General features: G+C 70.0%; 1 protein-coding gene (only partly in view). It reads left to right on the top strand.

Translation table 11 applies throughout. From position 1 onward, the window contains the following. Positions 1-21,324, top strand: partial view of a non-ribosomal peptide synthase/polyketide synthase gene (locus tag KIK15_RS03195; RefSeq protein WP_214242667.1) — the 3' portion only. 14,382 nt of this gene lie to the left of the window's left edge; only the last 21,324 of its 35,706 coding nucleotides appear in the window; its start codon lies beyond the left edge, outside the window; its stop codon occupies positions 21,322-21,324.

Here is a 21,324-nt window from a genome sequence, read left to right as displayed (position 1 = left end):
GCTGTGCCCGACAATGCATCCGATGCCGTCGAGGTCGGGCCGGCGGAGTTGGCCGCGCACGCCGCCCGATTCCTGCCCGGCTACATGGTGCCCAGCTCGATCACGGTGCTCGACGAAGTGCCGTTGACCCCGGCGGGCAAGGTGGACCGCCGGGCGTTGCCCACGCCGGAGTTCCTGGTGAGCGCGGCATCCGATCGGGTGCCCGCGACGCCGATGGAGCGGGCGGTGGCCACGGCCTTCGCCGAGGTCCTCGACCGTGCGCAGGTCGGCGCCGACGACTCGTTCTTCGACCTCGGCGGCAACTCACTGGCCGCGACCCGGGTGATCGCCCGACTCAGCGAGACTTTGGGCGTGCGCCTGGGCGTACGGATGCTGTTCGAGTCGCCGACGGTGGCGCAGCTGGCGACGGCGATCGGCGAACTGCCCGACCTCGACCAGTTGGCCATGCAGCCGCTGACCGCAGGTGAGCGCGGCGCGCAGATCCCGCTGTCGCTGGCCCAGCAACGGATGTGGTTCGCCAACCGGCTCAACCCGCACGACGCCGACTACAACATCCCGCTGGGCCTGCGTCTGCGAGGACGGCTCGACGTCGCCGCGCTGACCGCCGCGCTCACCGATGTGGTTGCGCGCCAGGAGATCCTGCGCACCATCTATCCCGACTCGGTCGACGGACCCACCCAGAAGGTGTTGGCTCTCGATGAGTTCGACCTGCCGTTGCAACAACGATCGGTCGCATCCGACGACGAACTGATCGCGGCCTGTATCGAGTTGGCAGGGCAGGGTTTCGACGTGACCGCCGCACCGCCGCTGCGGGCCTGCCTGTTCTCGCTGGGCGGCGACGCCGACGCCGCCGGCGCTGGTGACGATCACGCGCTGCTGTTGGTGATCCACCACATCGCCGCCGACGGATCGTCGTTGATGCCGTTGGCCACCGATCTGATGACCGCTTACCGGGCCCGTGTCGAGGGCGTCGAACCGGTGTTTCGACCGTTGGCGGTGCAGTACGCCGACTACGCCATCTGGCAGCAGTCGGTGATGGGCTCGGTGGAGGATCCGGAGTCGTTGGCGGGCAAGCAGATCGAGTTCTGGCGCGCTCAGCTGCGCGGCATGCCCGAGCTGTTGGCCATCCCGACTGATCGGCCGCGCACCGAGCCGCGCTCGATCGTGGGCGGCGAGGTCGAGTTCACCGTGCCCGCCGCGACCCAGGATCGCCTGCGCGCGATCGCCCTGAGTCACGACTCGACCATGTTCATGGTCCTGCACGCCGCGTTCGCGACACTGCTGGCGCGCCTCGGTGGCACCGACGACGTCGCCATCGGCACCCCGATCGCCGGCCGTAGCGCCTCGGCCGTCGAGGGGCTTGTGGGCATGTTCGTCAACACGCTGGTCCTGCGCACGCGGGTGGGTAGCGGCGAGCGGTTCGTCGACGTGTTGGCCACCGCCCGCGAGGCCGACCTGGGGGCGTTCAACAACGCCGATGTGCCGTTCGAGCAGGTCGTCGAGGCGCTCGCGCCCGCGCGCTCCCGCACCCACGCCCCGCTGGTCCAGGCCAGCCTCACCATGCAGAACATCGACATCCCTGAGGTGGAGCTGCCGGGTATGACGGTGGGACAACTCGATTCGTCGATTCGGGTGGCCAAGAACGACATCACCCTCGGCATCACCGAGACTTTCGGCGCCGACGGCCGAGGCCGGGGGATCGCGGCCGTCTTCGACTACGCCGTCGACATCTTCGACGCGGCCACGATCGAGGCGATGGCCCAGCGGTTCCTGGCCGTGCTCTCCGCAGTGGCCGCCGATCCCGACATCGTGGTCGGCGACATCGACATCCTCACCGAAGCCGAATGGCTGCAACTGGAATCGGGCGAGGACAACGACACCGTCGGGATCGGCGGGCTGGAGAACTCCTCGCTGGACGAGCTGTTGGAGACCGCAGCGCGGATCAACCCCGACGGGGTGGCACTGTCGCACGAGGGCACCGACGTCACCTACGGGGCCCTGTCGGCCAAGGCCCGGGAACTGCACGCCACGCTGGCCGCCGTCGGTGTCGGTCCCGAGGCGGCGGTCACCGTGGCACTGTCGACCCTGCTGCCGGGCCTGCTCGACGACTCCTCGGGAGGTGCGTTCGCCGAACGCTTCTCGGCGATGCTGGCCAAGGTGATCGCCGAGTCAGGCGAGGCCCCGGCGGCCGACAGCCTCACCCTGGCGACCCTGTTCGACGAGCAGGTCCGTCGCACCCCGGAGGCGACGGCGCTGGTGTTCCAGCGGCGCACCCTCACCTACGCCGACATGGCGAGCCAGGTCAACCGGCTCGCCCGCCACCTCATCGACGCCGGGGTGGGCCCGGAAGTGCATGTGGCGCTGGCCATGCGGCGCTCGGTCGACCTGTTGATCGGCATGTACGCGGTGATCGAGACCGGTGCAGCCTACGTCCCGGTCGACCTCGACCACCCGGCTGAGCGCATCGCCTACGTGCTCGACAGCGCTCGCCCCGCTGTGGTCCTCACCACCACCGGCGACGGATTTCTAGCCCCGACCACCGAATCCGGCGAGGCCCACGTCGTCGTGGAACTCGACGTCGTCGACGTCTCCGGATACTCCGACGCCCCCATCACCGACACCGACCGGGTCCGTCCGCTGCTCGCGGACAACACCGCCTACGTCATCTACACCTCCGGTTCCACCGGCAAACCCAAGGGGGTGGCGATCACCCACCGCGCCATCGTCAATCGGCTGCGCTGGATGCAGGATGAGTACCAGCTCGGTGCGCGGGACGTGGTGTTGCAGAAGACCCCGGCCACCTTCGACGTGTCGGTGTGGGAGTTCTTCTGGCCGTTGCAGGTCGGTGCGCAACTGGTCATCGCCATCCCCGACGGTCATCGCGACCCGGTCTATCTCGGCCGAGTCATTGCCGAGACCGGCGTCACCACACTGCATTTCGTCCCGTCGATGCTGTCGGTCTTCGTGGCCTCGGCGCAGTCGTCGGACCTGGGTTCGCTGCGGTTGGTCTTCGCCAGCGGCGAAGCACTGGGTCCGGCCCCCTCGGCGCGACTGGCTGCCCTGTGTGATGCCCAGCTGCACAACCTCTACGGGCCCACCGAGGCTGCAGTCGACGTGACCTACCACCAGTACGTCCCCGCCGACACCGAAACGGTGCCGATCGGTCGCGCGGTGGCCAACACCGGTCTGCACGTTCTCGACGACCGGCTGCGCCCGGTGCCGCCGACGGTGGTGGGCGAGCTCTACATCACCGGTGTGCAGTTGGCGCGCGCCTACGTGGGCCGCCCAGACCTGTCCGCCGAGCGGTTCGTCGCCGACGTCGCCTCGACCGGCGGCGAACGCATGTACCGCACCGGCGATCTGGTGCGTCGGCGCCCCGACGGTGAGTTGGAGTACATCGGACGCAGCGACTTCCAGGTGAAGCTGCGTGGCCTGCGCATCGAGCTCGGTGAGATCGAGGCGGCGCTGACCGAGCGGCCCGATGTCGCCGACGCCGTGGTGATCGTCCACGACGCCCCCGACCCCGCCTCGGGTGAGTCCGAGCAGTACCTGGTGGCCTATCTCGTCCCCATGTCGCGCCCCACACCCACCTCGGGCTCCGGATCGCGGCCGGATTCCCCCACATCTGATGCAGCGGGGGATGTTCGGGTTCTCGACACCGCCGCCATCACCGCACATCTACAGGACCGGTTGCCGGCCTACATGGTGCCCGCGCTGCTGATCGAGCTGGCCGAGATGCCGCTGACCGCCAACGGCAAACTCGATCGCCGTGCGCTGCCGGTGCCGCAGTTCGGTTCCACCGCAAGCGATCACGTGGCCCCGAGCACCCCCACCGAGCGGACCGTGGCTCAGGTCTTCGCCGACGTCGCCCGCACCGAGCGGGTGGGCGCGACGGACTCCTTCTTCGACATCGGCGGCACCTCCATCGGCGCCACCCGTGTGGCTGCGCGCCTGTCGGCCGCGGTGGGCGTCGAGGTGGGTGTGCGTGAGGTGTTCGACAACCCCACCGTGTCCGCCCTGGCCGCGATGATCGACAGCGACGGCGCAAGCGTGTCACGTCGCCCGGCACTCACCGCCGGTCCACGGCCGCAGACCATCCCGCTGTCGCCGGCGCAGAACCGGATGTGGTTCATCAACCAGTTCGACACCACCTCACCGGCCTACAACCTGCCGCTGCCCATCCGGCTCGACGGCGACCTCGACACCGCCGCCCTGCGCGCCGCGGTCGTCGACGTGGTGGCCCGCCACGAATCGCTGCGCACCATCTACCCCGACGTCGACGGCACGCCGGTGCAGGTGATCACCGATCCCGAGACCGCCGCACACGTCATGTACCGCGAACGGACAGTGGCCGCAGCCGATGTCGTCGAGGTGATACGCGCCGAGGCGGCAACAGGTTTCGACGTCACCGTCGACCTGCCGGCCCGGATCACGTTGCTGACCGTCGCCCCTGGGGCCCACGTCCTGATCGTCGTGCTGCACCACATCGCCGCCGACGGCGCCTCGCTGGCCCCGCTGTTCGCCGACGTCTTCATCGCGTATCAGGCTCGGCGCGAAGGTCATCCGCCGCAGCAGGCGCCGTTGAGCGTGCAGTACGCCGACTTCGCCATCTGGCAGCGTGCGCTGCTCGGCGACGAGGACGATCCGCAGTCGATCGCTTACGACCAAATCGACTTCTGGGCGCGCCAGTTGCGGGGACTGCCCGAGTTCCTCGATCTGCCGACCGATCGGCCGCGCCCGGCCGAGCAGTCGCTGCGCGGCGCGGCGTTGGCCTTCGAGATCGATGCGGATCTGCGGCACAGGCTGATCGAGCTGGCACAGGCCCACGACGTGAGTTTGTTCATGGTGCTGCACGCCGGGCTGTCGGTGCTGCTGGGCCGGTTGAGCGGGTCCACCGACATCGCGATCGGCACCCCGGTGGCCGGGCGTGGTGACGAGGCACTCGACCACCTCGTCGGCATGTTCGTCAACACGCTGGTACTGCGCGTGGACGTCGATCCCGACCAGACGATCGCCGAGCTGCTCGCCGCGGTGCGCGAGACCGACGTGGCTGCCATGGCGCACGCGGACGTGCCGTTCGAGCGGCTGGTGGAGGTGCTCGACGTAGCGCGGTCCACCGCTCACCATCCGCTGTTCCAGGTGGCGTTGTCGTTCGACAACAACGCATCTCCGGAGGTGCAGTTCCCGGATCTGCGGGTCACCCCGGTCGAGGCGGCCATCGAGGTGGCCAAGTTCGATCTGCAGCTGTCGATCAGCGACAACGTCGCCGACGACGAGCCGGCCCCGGCCACCCTCACCTACGCCACCGACCTATACGACGAGGCGACCGTGGCCGAGTTCGCCGATCGCTATCTGCGCGTGCTGGAGTCGTTCGTCATCGACGTCGACGCCCCGGTGGCGGCAGTGGAGATCATCAGTGACGCCGAACGCGACGACCTGCTGAGCCTCACCGGTGCCGGCGACGAGCCGCCCACCCTGCTGCCCGACCTGCTCACCGCAGGCGTGGCGGCCAACCCGGCCGGCGAGGCGGTGGTCGGTGGGGGACAGAGTCTGACCTACCACCAGCTCGACACCCTGACCTCGCAGGCGGCCCGCGAGCTCATCGAACTCGGGGTAGGCCCGGATTCGGTTGTGGCCCTGGGGATGCGCCGATCACTGGAGTCGGTGGTGGCCATCTGGGTGGTGGCCAAGACCGGTGCGGCGTACGTGCCGATCAACCCCGACTACCCGGCCGACCGGGTGACCGCGATGCTCACCGACGCCGCTCCGGTGGTCGGTTTGACCACCGCAGCCGATCGCGTCGCGCTGCCTGACGACATCGACTGGATCGACATCGACGAGCTGATCGATCACGCCGACGACCATCCCGGCACCCCGGTCACCGACGCCGATCGCCTTCGGCCCCTGCGGATCGCCGATGCGGCCTACTACATCTACACCTCGGGCTCGACCGGCACGCCCAAGGCGGTGGTGGTCACCCACGCCGGCTTGGCCAACCTCGCCGCCGACGTCGACGAGCACTACGGCATCTGTCCTCAGGCCCGGGTGCTGCATGTCGCGTCGCCGAGTTTCGACGCCTCTGTCGGTGAGCTGTTGGCCGGATTCGGAGCCGGGGCAACGGTGGTGGTCGCGCCCCATGACGTCTTCGGTGGCGACGAGCTGGCGGAGCTGATCCGCGCCGAGCAGGTGTCGACGGTGGTGATGACCCCGACGGCGTTGCTCACCGTGGACCCCGAGGGCCTCGACTGCGTCACCACGGTGATCGTCGGTGGCGACGTGTGCCCACCGGAGTTGGCCCAGCGGTGGAGCGGACGGCTCAGCAACGCCTACGGCCCCACCGAGGCGACCGTGATCGACACCATCACCGAGCGGATCAACGCCGGCGACCGCATCACCATCGGTTCGCCGTTGCGCGCAGTGACGTTGCGCGTGTTGGACTCCCGGTTGCGTCTGGTGCCGCGCGGGGTGCCCGGTGACCTGTACCTGTCGGGGCCGGGTCTGGCGCGCGGATACCACAACCGCCCCGATCTGTCCGCTGAACGTTTCGTCGCCGACCCGTTCGGTGCACCCGGGTCCCGGATGTACCGGACCGGTGACCTGGTTCGGGTCAGCCTGGATCGCAGTGTGGCGCCCAACTCGCTGGAATATCTGGGGCGCAGTGACTTTCAGGTGAAGGTGCGCGGCTTCCGGGTGGAGCTCGGCGAGATCGACCGTGCGCTGGTCGACTCCGGACTCGTCAACTATGCGGTCACCGTCGGGGTGCCCGACCCGACCGGTCATACCGCGCTGGCCGCCTACGTCACCCTGCCCGACGAGGCGCAACGCGACGCGACCGGCCTGGACGTGGCCGCGCTGCTGGAGTTCGTGGCCGCCCGGCTGCCTGCGCACATGGTGCCCGCGGCGGTGGTGGTGCTCGACTCGATCCCGCTGACCCCCATCGGCAAACTGGATCGCCGCGCCCTGCCCGAACCGGAGTTCGCAGCGCTCGAACGCGCTTACCGGGCCCCGCAGACCGCAGCTCAGCAGTTGGTGGCGCGAATCTTCGCCGAGGTGCTGGGCACCGAGCGGGTGGGCGTCGACGACAGCTTCTTCGACCTCGGTGGCAACTCGCTGTCGGCCACCAAGGTGGCGGGTCGACTGGGAACCGCGTTGTCGCGCAACCGTATCCCGCTACGAGACGTGTTCGACAACCCGACCGTGGAGCAGTTGGCGCGGGTGGTCGACGGTCTCGGCGGTCTCGACGCGCCCACGTCGGGTCCGGCGGCACCGCAGCTGTCCGCCCGTCCACACGACGGTCCGCAACCGCTGTCGTCCGCGCAGACCCGGATGTGGTTCATCAACCAGTACGACACCGTCTCGGGTGCCTACAACGTGCCGGTGGCGTTGCGGTTGACCGGGACCCTCGATCTCGACGCGCTCGAGGCGGCGATGGCCGACCTGCTCGAGCGTCAGGCCATCCTGCGCACGGTGTATCCGTCGATCGATGGCACCCCGATGCAGGTGGTGCGGTCGGTGGCCGACAGTGGGGTGGTGCTGGCGCGCGAGACGGTCGGCATCGAGGAGGTGCCTGATCGGGTCCGCGCTCTGGTGACGGCCGGATTCGACGTGACCGCAACGGTTCCCGTGCGGGTGACGGCACTGTCGATCGCGCACCCCGACAGCTCGAGCACCACCACTGCCGACACCGACGTCGTGCTGGTGATGGTGGTGCACCACATCGCCATCGACGGCGCCTCGGCCGCGGTCGCCGCTCGGGACCTGATGACCGCCTACCTGGCGCGCGCCGCGGGTGGCCGCCCGCAGTGGACGCCACTTCCGGTGGCCTACACCGACTTCGCCCGCTGGCAGCGAGACGTGCTCGGAGACCTCGACGATCCCGAGTCGGTGGCCGCACGTGAGATGGACTTCTGGCGCACGACATTGGCCGGCGCACCCGAGGTACTCGACGTCGCCTTCGATCGCCCGCGCCCGGCGCAGGCGTCGCTGCGTGGCGCCACCGTGCCGCTGGCGGTCGACAGCGAACTCCACGAGCGGATCGTGGCGGTGGCCACCGCGCACGGCATGACCCCGTTCATGGTGCTGCACGCCGCGGTCGCCGTTCTGTTGTCGACGTTGTCGGGCAGCGACGACGTGACCGTGGGCACCCCGGTGGCCGGTCGTGGCCATCCCGATCTCGACGATCTCGTGGGCATGTTCGTCGGCACCGTCGCGCTGCGCACCGAGCTGGACCCCGCGGAGTCGGTGTCTGCGTTGCTCGACCGGGTGCGGGCCGCCGATGCCGCCGCGCTGTCGCACACCGAGTTGCCGTTCGAGCGGGTGATCGACGAGTTGGCGCCGGTGCGGTCCACGGCGTTCGCGCCGCTGTTCCAGTGGATGGTGGTGTTGCAGAACACCGAACAGGCTGCCGTTGAGCTGCCCGGGGTGACGGTGACACCGTTGCCTGAGCAGGTCGAGGTGGCCAAGTTCGACCTGCAGTTCACGCTGGGTCCCGACAGGGACATCGCAGCCGGCTCGTCGGTCGGTGGACTGACCGGCGCCATCACGTACGCGACAGATCTGTTCGACGCCGCCTCGGTCACCCGGATCGGCGCCGCGCTGCTGTCGGTGCTCGATCAGCTCACCCGCGCCGCGCAGGCCGATCGGGTGGTCGGCGACATCAGCATCCTCGACGACGCCGAGCGGAACCTGGTCTTGGCGGCCTGGAACACGCCGGGTGCCCCGATCAGCGGTGACACCCTCGTCGACCGGTTCTACGCGGCCTGCCGGTCGTGGCCCGACGCCCAGGCTCTCGGTCGCCGAGGCGCGACCATCACCTACGCGCAGCTGCAGGCCCGGGTCGATGGCGTTGCGCGGCAACTGATCTCGACCGGAGTTGGCCCCGATGACCTGGTGGCCGTCGCCATGGCGCGCGAGGACGACCTGGTGGTGGCGCTGCTGGCGGTCCTGGTCGCCGGTGCCGGGTACCTGCCCATCGACGTCACCTACCCGGCCGAGCGCCTCGAGTACACGGTCACCGACGCACGCCCGGTGGCGTTGCTGACCACCCACGCTCAGGCCGTCGAACTGCCTGCCGCGGTCCGCGCGGTGCCGACGGTGTTCCTCGATCCGTCCGCGCCGCCGGTCGGCGATGAGGTCACCGACGCCGATCGTCGTGCGCCGCTGCGGGATTCGAACCTGGCCTATGTCATCTACACCTCGGGGTCGACCGGTCGACCCAAGGGCGTGGCCATCACCCACCGTGAGGTGCTGGCGCTGTTCGACAACGCCGACCCGCTGTTCGGCTGGGTCACGCCCACCGATGCGACCGACGCGACCGGCGGGGACGCAGGGGCCGAGGTGTGGACGATGTTCCACTCCTACGCCTTCGACTTCTCGGTGTGGGAGCTGTGGGGCCCGCTGCTGCACGGCGGTCGTCTGGTCGTGGTCGACTACGACACCTCGCGCAACCCGATCGCGTTCGTCGAGTTGGTGGCCGCCGAAGGTGTCACCGTGCTCAACCAGACGCCGTCGGCGTTCTACCAGTTCACCCAGGCCCGCAAGGCCGTTCGTGATCGTGGTGACGCATCCGAGCTGAGCCTGCGCCACATCGTCTTCGGTGGCGAGGCGTTGGACTTCTCGCAGCTGACCCGCTTCTACGCGCTGCAGGAGCCGTGCGCGCCACGGCTGGTGAACATGTACGGCATCACCGAGACCACGGTGCACGTCAGCTTCAAGGCGCTCGACGCGCACACCGTGGCCGCCACCTCGTCGAGTGTGGTGGGCCGGGCGCTGCCCGGCCTGTCAACCTACGTCCTGGACAGTCGGTTGCGCCCGGTGCCGGTGGGGGTGCCCGGTGAGATCTACGTGACCGGTGCACAACTGGCCCGCGGATACCTTGCCCGCGCCGATCTGTCGAGCACCCGTTTCGTGGCTGATCCCTACGGCGTGCCGGGTGCACGGATGTACCGCACCGGCGACGTGGCTCGGTGGAACCGAGACGGGGAACTCGAGTACGCCGGCCGCAGCGACTCGCAGGTGCAGCTGCGTGGTTTCCGCATCGAGCTCGGCGAGATCGGCGCGGTCCTGCGCCGGGCCGACGGTGTCGCCGACGCCATCGCCCACGTCCGCGACGACGGTCCGGGCGGCGAGGTGCTGGTGGGTTACGTCGTGGCCCAAGCCGGTGTCGAGGACCTGCAACCGGCGCACCTGCTCGACTTCGCGGCGCAGTTCCTCACCGGCTACATGGTGCCGACCGCCGTCGTGGTGCTCGACGCGCTGCCGCTGACCCCCAACGGCAAACTGGACCGGCGGTCGCTGCCCGCCCCGGATCTGTCCGCCGCCGCATCGAGCGCGGGCTTGCGGGCACCGAGCTCACCGGTGGAAACCGCACTGGCGCAGGTCTTCTGCGAGGTCCTCGGACTCGACGAGGTGGGCCTCGACGATTCGTTCTTCGCCCTCGGCGGCGACAGCATCGTCTCGATCCAGCTGGTCACCCGGGCTCGCGAACAGGGGGTGGTGATCACCCCGAAGGACGTCTTCGACCGCAAGACGGTGGCCGGACTGGCGCAGGTGGCCCGCACCGACGCAGCCGAGGAGACCAGGCTTGCCGAGTTCGACGGCGGTGGCGTGGGAGAGTTCCCGATCACCCCGATCACCGCCTGGATGCGGCAGCGGCCGGGTGCCCATCAGCGGTACTCGCAGGCCAACCTGATCACCGCTCCCGACGGCTCCGACGGGCCGTCGATGATTGCTGCGATCGGCGACCTCATCGATCACCACGACATGTTGCGGGCGCGGCTCGCGGTGGCCGCCGACGGCACGGCAACCGTCGTCGTCGCCCCGGTGGGCAGCGTCGATCCGGCTACGGTCGTTCGGGTGGTCGAGCACCACACCGCGGCGGGCAGTGACGAGTTCGCCGCGTTGGTGGCCGCCGAACTCGACACCGCCGCAGGCGAACTCGATCCCTACGCCGGAACCGTGTTCACTGCGGTGCTGTTCGTCGCCCCCTGGGGCCGACGGCTGCTGCTGGTGGCGCATCACCTGGTGGTCGATGGTGTGTCGTGGCGGATCCTGCTGCCTGATCTGGCCACCGCCTGGTGGACCCGAAGTTCGGGCGCGCAGCCGAGCCTGGCTCCGGTTCCCACCTCCATGCGGCGCTGGTCGCACGCGATCAGCGAGTCGGCCGCCGCACGCGCGGCCACCGACGAGGTGCAGTACTGGCGCACGGTGCTGGCGAACGGCCATGCGCCGCTGGGAGATCGGGCTCTCGACCCCACCCGTGACACCGCGTCGACGATGCGCCGCCACGAGGTCGTGTTGTCGGAGTCGCTGAGCGCGGCTGCGCTGTCGACGATCCCGGCGGGCTACCGCACCGGCACCGACGTGGTGATGATCGCGGCGTTGGCCGTGGCCGTGGCCCGGCTGCGCCGTGAACGCGACGGTGCGGTCGCACCGTTGATCGTCGACGTCGAAGGTCACGGACGGGAAGAGCAGGTGGTGCCCGGCGCCGACCTGTCACGCACCGTGGGCTGGTTCACCTCGATCTACCCGGTGGCCATCGATCTGGCCGACATCGACCTCGACGACGCCCTGGCCGGCGGCGCGGCCAACGCGTCGATCCTCAAGACGGTCAAGCAGATCCTGGCGACGGTCCCCGACCGGGGGATCGGGTTCGGCATCCTCCGGTACCTCGCCGGAGTGGAGTTCGACGCGCCGACACAGCCGCAGGTCACCGTGAACTACCTCGGCCGCTCGGCGCGCGCCGACGCCGACACCGACGTGGCCGCACTGGGATTCGCCCCCGACGACTCGGTGGCCGCGGTGTGGGGTGCCCTGGACGACGACATGCCCATCTCGGCGCTCGACCTCACCGGCATCGCGATCGGTGATCGACTCGAGGCCACCTTCAGCTACCCCGGCACGCTCTTCGACGAGGACACGGTGGCCAGGGTCGCGCAACTGTGGACCGAGGCGATCGAGGCGATGGCTGCGCATGTGGCCACCGTCGAGATCGGCGGGTTGACCCCGTCGGATCTGCCGCTGGTCACCATCGACCAGGCGGGGATCGAGCGCCTCGAGGACCGGTTCGGGCCGCTGACCGACGTGTGGCCGCTCTCGCCGCTGCAGGACGGGTTCCTGTTCCACGCCACGCTGGCGGGGGAGAGTCGCGATCTCTACACCGCGCAGGTGGTGCTGTCGCTGGCGGGAACCGTTGATCCGGAACGGATTCGGCGCAGCGGCCAAGCCCTGTTGGCGCGGTACGACAACCTGCGGGCCGCATTCGTCTTCGACGAGGTGACCGGTCGGCGTATGCAGGTGATCCCGGCCGCGGCGACCCTGGCGATGGGCTACGACGACCTTCGCGACCTCGACGAGGCCACCCGCGCCGAGCGGCTCCGCGAGATCCTGGCCGACGAGGTGGGGCGCCCGTTCACGATGGCCGCGCCACCACTGATCCGGTTCCGGTTGATCCGGCTCGCCGAGCACGATTACCGCTTCGCCTTGTCCAACCACCACATCCTGCTCGATGGGTGGTCGACCCCGCTGCTCATCCGAGATCTGTTGACCCTGTACGTCACCGACGGCGACGCCACCCATCTGGCGGGTGTGCGGCCCTACCGGGACCACCTGCAGTGGTTGGCGCGCCAGGACAGCGAGAAGTCCCGGCAGGCGTGGGCGCGTGCGCTCGACGGCGTCACCGAACCCACGCTGGTGGCGCCGGCGGCGGCCGCACTTGGCGAGCACGAGTTCGACGCCCGGTCCATCGTGGTCGACCGGGGCGTCACCGACCGCCTCCTCGAGCTCACCCGCACCCGCGGTTTCACCGTCAACACTGCGCTGCAGGTCATCTGGGCGGTGGTCGTCGCCGAGCTGACCGGAACCCATGACGTGGTGTTCGGCTCGACGGTGTCGGGCCGACCCCCACAGGTCGCCGGCGTGGAGTCGATGGTGGGTCTGTTCATCAACACCATCCCGGTGCGGGTGGCCCTGCGGCCCGAGGAGACGCTGCCCGATCTGATCGATCGTGTGCAGACCGAGCAGTCGGCGTTGCTCGACCATCACCAGGTGGGGTTGGCCGAGATCCAGCGTGCCGCCGGGGTGGAGGGACTGTTCGACACCATCACCGTCTACGAGTCCTATCCGGTCTCCTCGACCGAGGCGACCTCCGAACTGGATCTGGCCGGTATGCGGGTGACCGGCGCCGACGGTGTCGACTCCACCCATTACATGCTGGCCATGTCGGTGGCGCTGCGTGACGAGCTGGTCGTGGACCTCAAGTTCTCGCGAACCGTGTACGGCGACACTGTGATCGACGCGATCGAACGGCGGTTGCGCACGCTGTTGGCTGCGGTGGCCGACGGGGCCGACACCCCCATGCGGACCATCGTCGGCGATCCGGCTGCGGCGGCGCGTGCGGCGATTGATGCTGCCCCGCAACCGGTCTCGCCGCTTACCTATGCCGAGGTGCTGCTGGGTCCCGCCCGCGACCGCGCCGACGAGACGGCTCTGATCGCCGGTCACCTGCGCTGGACCTACGCGGAGTTGTTCGCGCGCGCAGCGGGGCTGGCGGGCGCTCTCATCGCCGACGGGCTGATGCCGGGATCGGTGGTGGCCGTTGCCATCCCGCGTTCGGTCGAATCGGTGGTCGCAACCATCGCGGTGACCCTGACGGGGGCCACGTTCGTGCCGGTCGACCCGAACTACCCGGCCGATCGCGTGGAGCTCATGATCGTCGACTCCGGCGCGCAGCGGGGGCTCACCGTTGCCGCGGTGGCCGACACGCTGCCCGGTGCGCTGCGGTGGATGAGCGTGGACCTCGATGCCATCGACGGCCACTTTGACTGGGCCACAACGGTGTTCCCGGGTTCGACGGTGCCCGTGGATGCGGTGGCGTACATGATCTACACCTCCGGTTCCACCGGTACGCCCAAGGGTGTGGCGGTGGGCCATCGCGGCCTGGCCGGACTGCGGGCGGCACTGGGTGCACGCCTGAGCATCTCCGCCACCGATCGCCTACTGATGCTGTCGTCGCCGTCGTTCGACGCCTCGGTGATGGAGTTCGTGATGTCGCTGGGACAGGGGGCCACCGCGGTGATCGTGCCGCCGGGTGTGGTGGGCGGCGACGAACTGGCCACCATCCTGCGTGACCACGATGTCAGTGCCGGGTTCATGACGCCGACGATGCTCGCCACGATCGAGCCCGATGGTCTGCCGCAGCTACGTTCGCTCTACGTGGGCGGTGAGGCCTGCTCGCCGGATCTGGTGGCGCGCTGGGCCGATCGGGTCGCGTTGTACAACCTCTACGGACCCACCGAGGCCACCATCGTGGCCAGCGGGGGTCGCCTGCGCACCGGTGTCTCCGTCACCATGGGCACCGCCCTGGACGGAGTCGGGGCGCTGGTGCTCGATCAGTGGCTCACCCCGGTGGCCGACGGTGTGGTGGGCGAGCTGTACCTGACCGGACCGGCGGTGGCACTGGGCTACCACCACCGGCCGGACCTGACCGCCTCGGCGTTTGTCGCCGACCCGTTCACCACATCCGGTTCCCGCATGTACCGCACCGGTGACCTGGTGCGCCGCAATGCATCCGGCGAGTTCGAGTACGTCGGCCGTGGCGACGGTCAGATCAAGATCCGTGGCCTGCGGGTGGAACTCGGCGAGATCGACGCCGCCGTGGCCGACCACCCGTCGGTGTCGTTCGCCCACACCGTGGGCGTGCGCGGCGCGGCCGGGAACACGCTGCTGGTCACCTACGTCACCGTCGCGCCGGGACCCGACCTGGACCCCGCCGTGTCGGACCCCGCGGTGTTGGACCCCGCCGCGGTGTTGGACTCGGTGTCTCGCCGACTGCCCGAGCACATGGTGCCTGCCGCGCTGATGGTGCTCGACGAGGTGCCGTTGACCGGATCGGGCAAGCTCGACGCCCGAGCGCTGCCCCCGGTGGACGAATCCCTGCTCGGCGCGACCGGCGAGTTCACCGAACCCCGCACCGAGACCGAACGGCGTCTGGCTGCGGTGTTCGCCGATGTGCTCGGGGCGGAGCAGGTGGGCGCCGACGACTCTTTCTTCGCCCTCGGCGGGGACAGCATCGTGGCCATCCAGTTGGTGGCCCGCGCCAAAGCCGCAGGTCTGTCGATCGCCACCCGCGACATCTTCGAGCACCGCACGGTGGCCGCGCTGGCCGCTGTCGCCCGTGAGGTGAACGCAGGCACCGAGGTGGTGCTGGCCGAGCTCGACGGTGGCGGGGTGGGCGACATGCCGATCTCCCCGGTCATCGCCTGGATGCTCGGTCGGGGCGGATCGCTGCACAACTTCCTGATGCCGATGGTGCTCACCACTCCGGTCGGGATCACCGAGGCCGACCTGATGACCGTGATCGGTGCCGTCGTGCAGCGACACGACATGCTGCGGGCGGCGCTGCTGGTCGACGAGCAGATCTTGCGAGTGCCTGCAGCACTGGATGTCTCGCAGATCGTCACGGTGCGTCGACTGGCCGCCGAGGAGTCGGTGGCATCGGTGGTGGGTGCGGAGATGCTGCGTGCCGCCGACGCCCTGGACCCGGCGGCCGGGCGCATGGTGGAGTTCGTCTGGTTGCAGCCGGCCGATGCGAACGACAACGGCCGCCTGCTCGTGGTGGCGAACCACCTGGTGGTCGACGCGGTCTCGCTACGCATCCTGGTGACCGACCTGGCCACCGCCGGTGCCGCCGTCGCCGCAGGTGATCCGGTGCAGCTGGCCCCGGTGGGTACGTCGATGCGGCGGTGGCTGCACGCGTTGGCCGACGAGGCAGCCACCGCAGGCCGTCAGGCCGAGCTGGAGACCTGGCTGGCCACCGTGGCCGGCGATGAGCCGGTGCTGGGTGCCCGTCGCGTCGATCCCACGCGCGACACCATCGGCTCGATGCGTCGGGTGCAGGTGGATGTCTCGCCGCAGGTGACCGCAGCTGTGCTGGGTGAGGTGGCCGAGACGTTCCGCGCCGGAGTCGACGACGTGCTGCTCGCCGCGCTGGCGCTCGCGGTGGCCCGCCACCGCATCCGGCAGGCTGATCGCTCCGGTGCCACCGCCGATCACCTGATCGTCGATCTCGAGGCGATGGGCCGCGAGACCGACGCCATCGCCGGCTCGGATCTCTCGCGCACCGTCGGCTGGTTCACCTCCGTGCACCCGGTGCGGCTGCCTGTGCCCACCGCCCACGATGTCGACGACGCGTTCTCCGGTGGCGGCGCGGCGGGTCGAATCCTCAAGGGCGTCAAGGAATCCCTGCGAGCGCACCCCGACAACGGTCTGGGTTGGGGGCTGCTGCGGTACCTCGACGAGACCGCTGGCGCCGCGCTGGCCGACGCCGCGCCCGCTCAGGTCGCGTTCAACTATCTCGGCCGCTTCGGTGGGGGCGAGTTGGATCGGCAACTGCGTCGACACGGCTGGGTGCCCTCCGGCGACGACGTCGACGCCACCCTCACCCTCGACATCGGCGCAGCTGCCGCGCTGACCCTGGACGTCGACGTTCGCGCGGCGCTGGGGGCTGAGTCCGACGCGGACACCGCCCCGGGCGAGAGTCTGCACGCGGTGTTCGCCTACGTCGACGGAGTGTTGGATGAGCAGGCGGTCGCCGCGATCGCCGCCGATTGGCAGGATGCGTTGTCCGCCTTGGTCACCCACGCTCGCAGCGATGACGCCGGTGGCCTCACCCCGTCCGACGTCGAGCTGGTCTCGGTGACCGCGGCCGATCTCGCGCGATGGGAGGCAACCTACCCCGGCGTGCTGGACGTGTGGCCGCTGGCACCGCTGCAGTCGGGCATGTACTTCCACGCCATGGTGGCCGGTGATGGCGACGGTGGTGCGGGTGGACTCGACGCCTACACCGCACAGGTGGCGCTGGAGGTCGGTGGCGTCATCGACCCGGCGCGCTGGCACGCCGCCGCCGATGCCCTCATCCGGCGGCACCGCAACCTCGGTGTGGCCGTGGTGCCCGACGAGACCGGGCGGCCGGTGCAGGTGGTCGTCGACGGTGCCCGCCCGGACTGGTCTGAGGTGGACCTGCGGGGTCGCGACGAGGAGTCGGCGCGCGCCGAGCTGGCCGCCCTGCTGGAGCAGCACCGCACCGCTCCCTACGACATGACGCGTCCGCCGCTGATGCGGTTCCTGTTGGTGCGCACCGCCGATGATCGCGCGCAGCTGGCCGTGTCAAACCATCACATCCTGCTCGACGGGTGGTCGTTGCCGCTGGTGATGCGCGATCTGCTGGTGCTCTACGCCACCTCCGGTTCGCTGACCGGTCTGCCGGCGCCCCGCGGTTTCGACGAATATCTGCGCTTGTTGGCGCGCCGCGACGCGACGGCCTCGCGGACCGCGTGGATGGCGGCGTTGGATGGGCTGACCGAGCCCACCGTCGTCGTCCCGGCTGCGGTCGACGCCGTTCTCTCGGCCACCCCCGAGGAGGTGGCCGTGCCGATCGACACCGAGCTGCGGGCCGCGCTCGAGACGGTGACCGCGCGCCTGGACGTCACCCTCAACACTGTCGTGCAGGTGGCGTGGGGCCTGGTGGTCGGGGCGATCCTGGGCCGCGACGACGTCGTCTTCGGTGCCACCGTGTCGGGCCGTCCCGGCGACCTCGAGGGCGTCGAGGAGATGGTGGGTCTGTTCATCAACACCATCGCGGTGCGCGTACGCACCGATCTGTCGGAGACCACCGACGACCTGCTTCGTCGGGTGCAGAACGAGCAGGCCGACCTGCTGGACCACCACCACGTCACCCTCACCGAGGTGCAGCGCGCAGTGGGTGCCGGCGCGGTGTTCGACACCCTGACCATCTTCGAGTCGTATCCGATCGACACCGAGGCCGCAGCTCGCGCCGAGGACATCGACGGGATGCGCGTGCTGGGGGCCCAGGGTGCCGACGCTTCGCACTACGCGCTGAGTCTGGTCGCCATCGTCGATCACGGCCTCGAACTGGCCGTCAAGCACCAGCCGTCGGTGGTGCCCGCCGACGAGGCACGTCGGATCGCCGATCGGGTGGCGACGGTGTTGCGGGCGATGGTCGACGGTCGTCGCCGCATCGCCGACGTGGATCTGGTGCTGGCCGAGGAACACGCCGAGATCGCGCATCTGGCCACCGGACATCCGGCCGTCGTCAGCGAACCAGATGTGGCCGCCATGCTCGCCATGCAGGCCGCCGCCACCCCCGACGCGGTGGCGCTGCGCTTCGAAAGCGGTTCGCAGACATCGACGTTCACCTTCGCCGAGCTCGATACATACGCAAACCGGTTGGCGCGCCGCCTGATCGACACCGGGGTGGGTCCCGACGACCTGGTGGCCGTGGCCATGGAACGCTCACCGTGGCAGCTTGTCGCCATCCACGCCGTGGTGCGCGCCGGTGCCGCCTACGTGCCGCTGGATCCGGCCGCGCCGACCGCTCGTCGAGAGCGGGTGCTGGCGGTGGCCGCGCCGGTGGCGGTGCTGGTGGCCCACGCTCCGCAGGAGGACGTGTCGCTGCCCACCCTGATCGTCGACGCCGAACTGACCACCGGCGGCGAGGACGCCGCACCGATCACCGATGCCGATCGTCGTGGCCGACTGACCCCCGATCACCTCGCCTACGTGTTGTTCACCTCCGGCTCGACCGGGGAACCCAAGGGTGTGGCGATCAGTCACCGCGCGTTGACCAACCAGCTGCGGTGGCTGGCCGATACCTACGACATCGACGCCACCGACGTGGTGTTGCAGAAGACCGCGTTCACCTTCGACGCCTCGGTGTGGGAGCTGCTGCTGCCGGGGTCGGTGGGTGCTGAGCTGGTGCTGGCGTCGGCTCAGGGCCACCGCGACCCGGCCGAGCTGGCGCGTCTCACGCTCGAGCACGGGGTGACGGTGGCGCAGTTCGTGCCGTCGGTGCTGGCCTACTTCGTCGACGAGCTCGCCGCCGCGAGTGAGCGCACCGCAACGCATCCCGATCTGCGAACAGTGTTCAGCGGTGGTGAGGCGCTGCCGCGTGAGCTGGCCCTGCGGGTCGGTGAGGTGACCTCGGCGCAGGTGGTCAACCTCTACGGTCCCACCGAGGTGACCATCGACTCGACCGCGGTCACCGTCACCTCCGACACCCCGGTGCCCACCCCGATCGGGGTGCCGGTGTGGAACACCGCGATCCGGGTCCTCGATACGGCGCTGCGCCCGGTGCCCCCCGGCGTGGTGGGCGAGTTGTACTTGGCCGGAACACAACTGGCGCGCGGATACGTGGGCGCACCCACCCTGACAGCTGAACGTTTCGTCGCCGACCCGATGGGCGGTGGTCGCATGTACCGCACCGGCGACCTGGTGCGGTGGCGCGACGGCGGCCTGGACTATGTGGGCCGCGCCGACTTCCAGGTGAAGCTGCGCGGGCTGCGGATCGAACTCGGCGAGGTGGAGGCTGCTCTCACCGACGCACCCGAGGTGCGCAACGCGGCGGCAGTGATCGACGAGCGCACCCCGACCGGACGCTTGGTGGCGTTCGTCGAGTGGCGCAACGGGGCCGGCGACCCGGCGCAGGTGTTGGCTGCGGTGCGCAACCGGCTGCCGGAGTACATGGTGCCGGAGAGCATCGAGGTGTTGGATGCGTTGCCGCTCAACGCCAGTGGCAAGGTGGACCGGGGCGCGTTGCCGGAACCGGCCGGCGCTGTCGCCGTGGGCTACCAAGCCCCGCAGACCGACACCGAGCGGCTGCTGGCCGGGCTGTTCGCCGATCTGACCGGGGCGGAGCAGGTGGGCCGCCACGACTCGTTCCACTCCCTGGGCGGTGACAGCATCGCCTCGATGGTGCTGGTGAACCGGGCCCGCGAGGCGGGCGTGATGATCACCGCCCGCGACGTGATCGTCGAACGCACGGTGGCCGCATTGGCGGCGGTGGCCACCGAGGTGGGGGACCGCAGCCCGGGTCGGCGCACCGGCCGAGCGGCGTTGTCGCCGATCGCAGCGAAGATGGTTCAGCGGGGTGGCGACTACTCTCGATTCGCGATGCCGCTGTTGATCACGTTGCCGCACAACGTGACCCGCGAGCAGATCGTCACCGTCATCGGGGCGGTCACCGACTGCCACGACGTGCTGCGGGCCCGACTGGACACGGGCACACAGGAACTCGTGATCGACGAGACGTCCCTGGACGTCGACGCCGTGACCGACGAGGTGGAACTGGCCGCCGATCAGCGTCCGGGGACGGCCGGGTTCGACGACGCAACGCGCGCAGCGCTGGACGCCGCGGCCGCGCAGCTCGACCTCGACGGTGGCGGGTTGCTGCGCCTGGTGTGGCTGCGTTGCGGCGGCGAGGTGGCCGACCGACTGCTGCTGGTGCCGCATCACCTCGTGGTCGACGCCGTGGGCTGGCGCGTGCTGGTCGCCGACATCGTGGCCGCCGGTGTCGCGGTGGACGGCGGCTCCACGCCCGAGCTGACCCCGGCGAGCACCTCCTGGATCGACTGGATGGACGGTCTGGTGCAGGCAGCCGCACAGCGGCGCACCGAGATCCCGCACTGGGCGGCGATCACCTCGCACCCCGATCCCGACCTCGGGCGGCGCCGTCTCGACCTGAGTACCGACCGAGCCGACGCCCATCGTCGACACCTGGTGCGGGTGCCGGCACCGCTGGTCGAGGCTTTGACCCGTCGTGCGGCGGCATCGCACGGCAGCGGCACCGCCGCCGGAGTCACCGTCGGCGATGTGTTGACCGCGGGATTGGCTGCGGCGCTTGCCGGGTGGCGCGCGGATCGCGGAGTCGTGCACGACTCGGTGCTGCTGACCGTCGAAGGCCACGGGCGCGAGGAGCACGTGGTGCCCGGCGTCGACCTGTCACGCACCGTCGGCTGGTTTACGACCATGTTCCCCATCCGGGTGGACCTGTCCGGCGTTGCTCTCGAGGACGACGCCGCCGCTGATGTCGGTCACATCGATGAGCTGGTGGCTCGTGCGGTCGCGGCGCGAGCGATCAACGCCGACAACGGGATCGGATACGGGATGCTGCGCTACCTCGACGACGAGGGGCGTGCGGCGCTGTCGGGTCGCCCCGAGCCGCAGGTGGTGTTCAACTACATCGGGTCGGTGGGGGCCACTGAGGTGGCCGAGCTGCCCGCCGACTCCCCGTGGTTGCCCGACACCTCACAGGCGACGCAGGCACCGGTGTCCGACGATCGCCTGATCGACCTGGTGAACCCGATGCCCCCGCAGGCCGAGATCGACCTGCAGTCGGCGATGATGCCCGGACCGGACGGGCCGACGATCGCGGTCTTCGCCTCCTACCTGCCGGATGCGTTCGACGACGACGAGATCGACGACCTGTTGGCTCGCTGGCTGCGCTGGCTCGAGGCGATCGGGAACGCCTGA

It is taken from the genome of Williamsia sp. CHRR-6, assembly GCF_018474015.1.
In the GTDB taxonomy this organism is placed as follows: Bacteria; Actinomycetota; Actinomycetes; order Mycobacteriales; family Mycobacteriaceae; genus Williamsia_A.
Note: the sequence above shows the minus strand (reverse complement) of the source record. Positions and strands in the feature narration are given on the sequence as shown.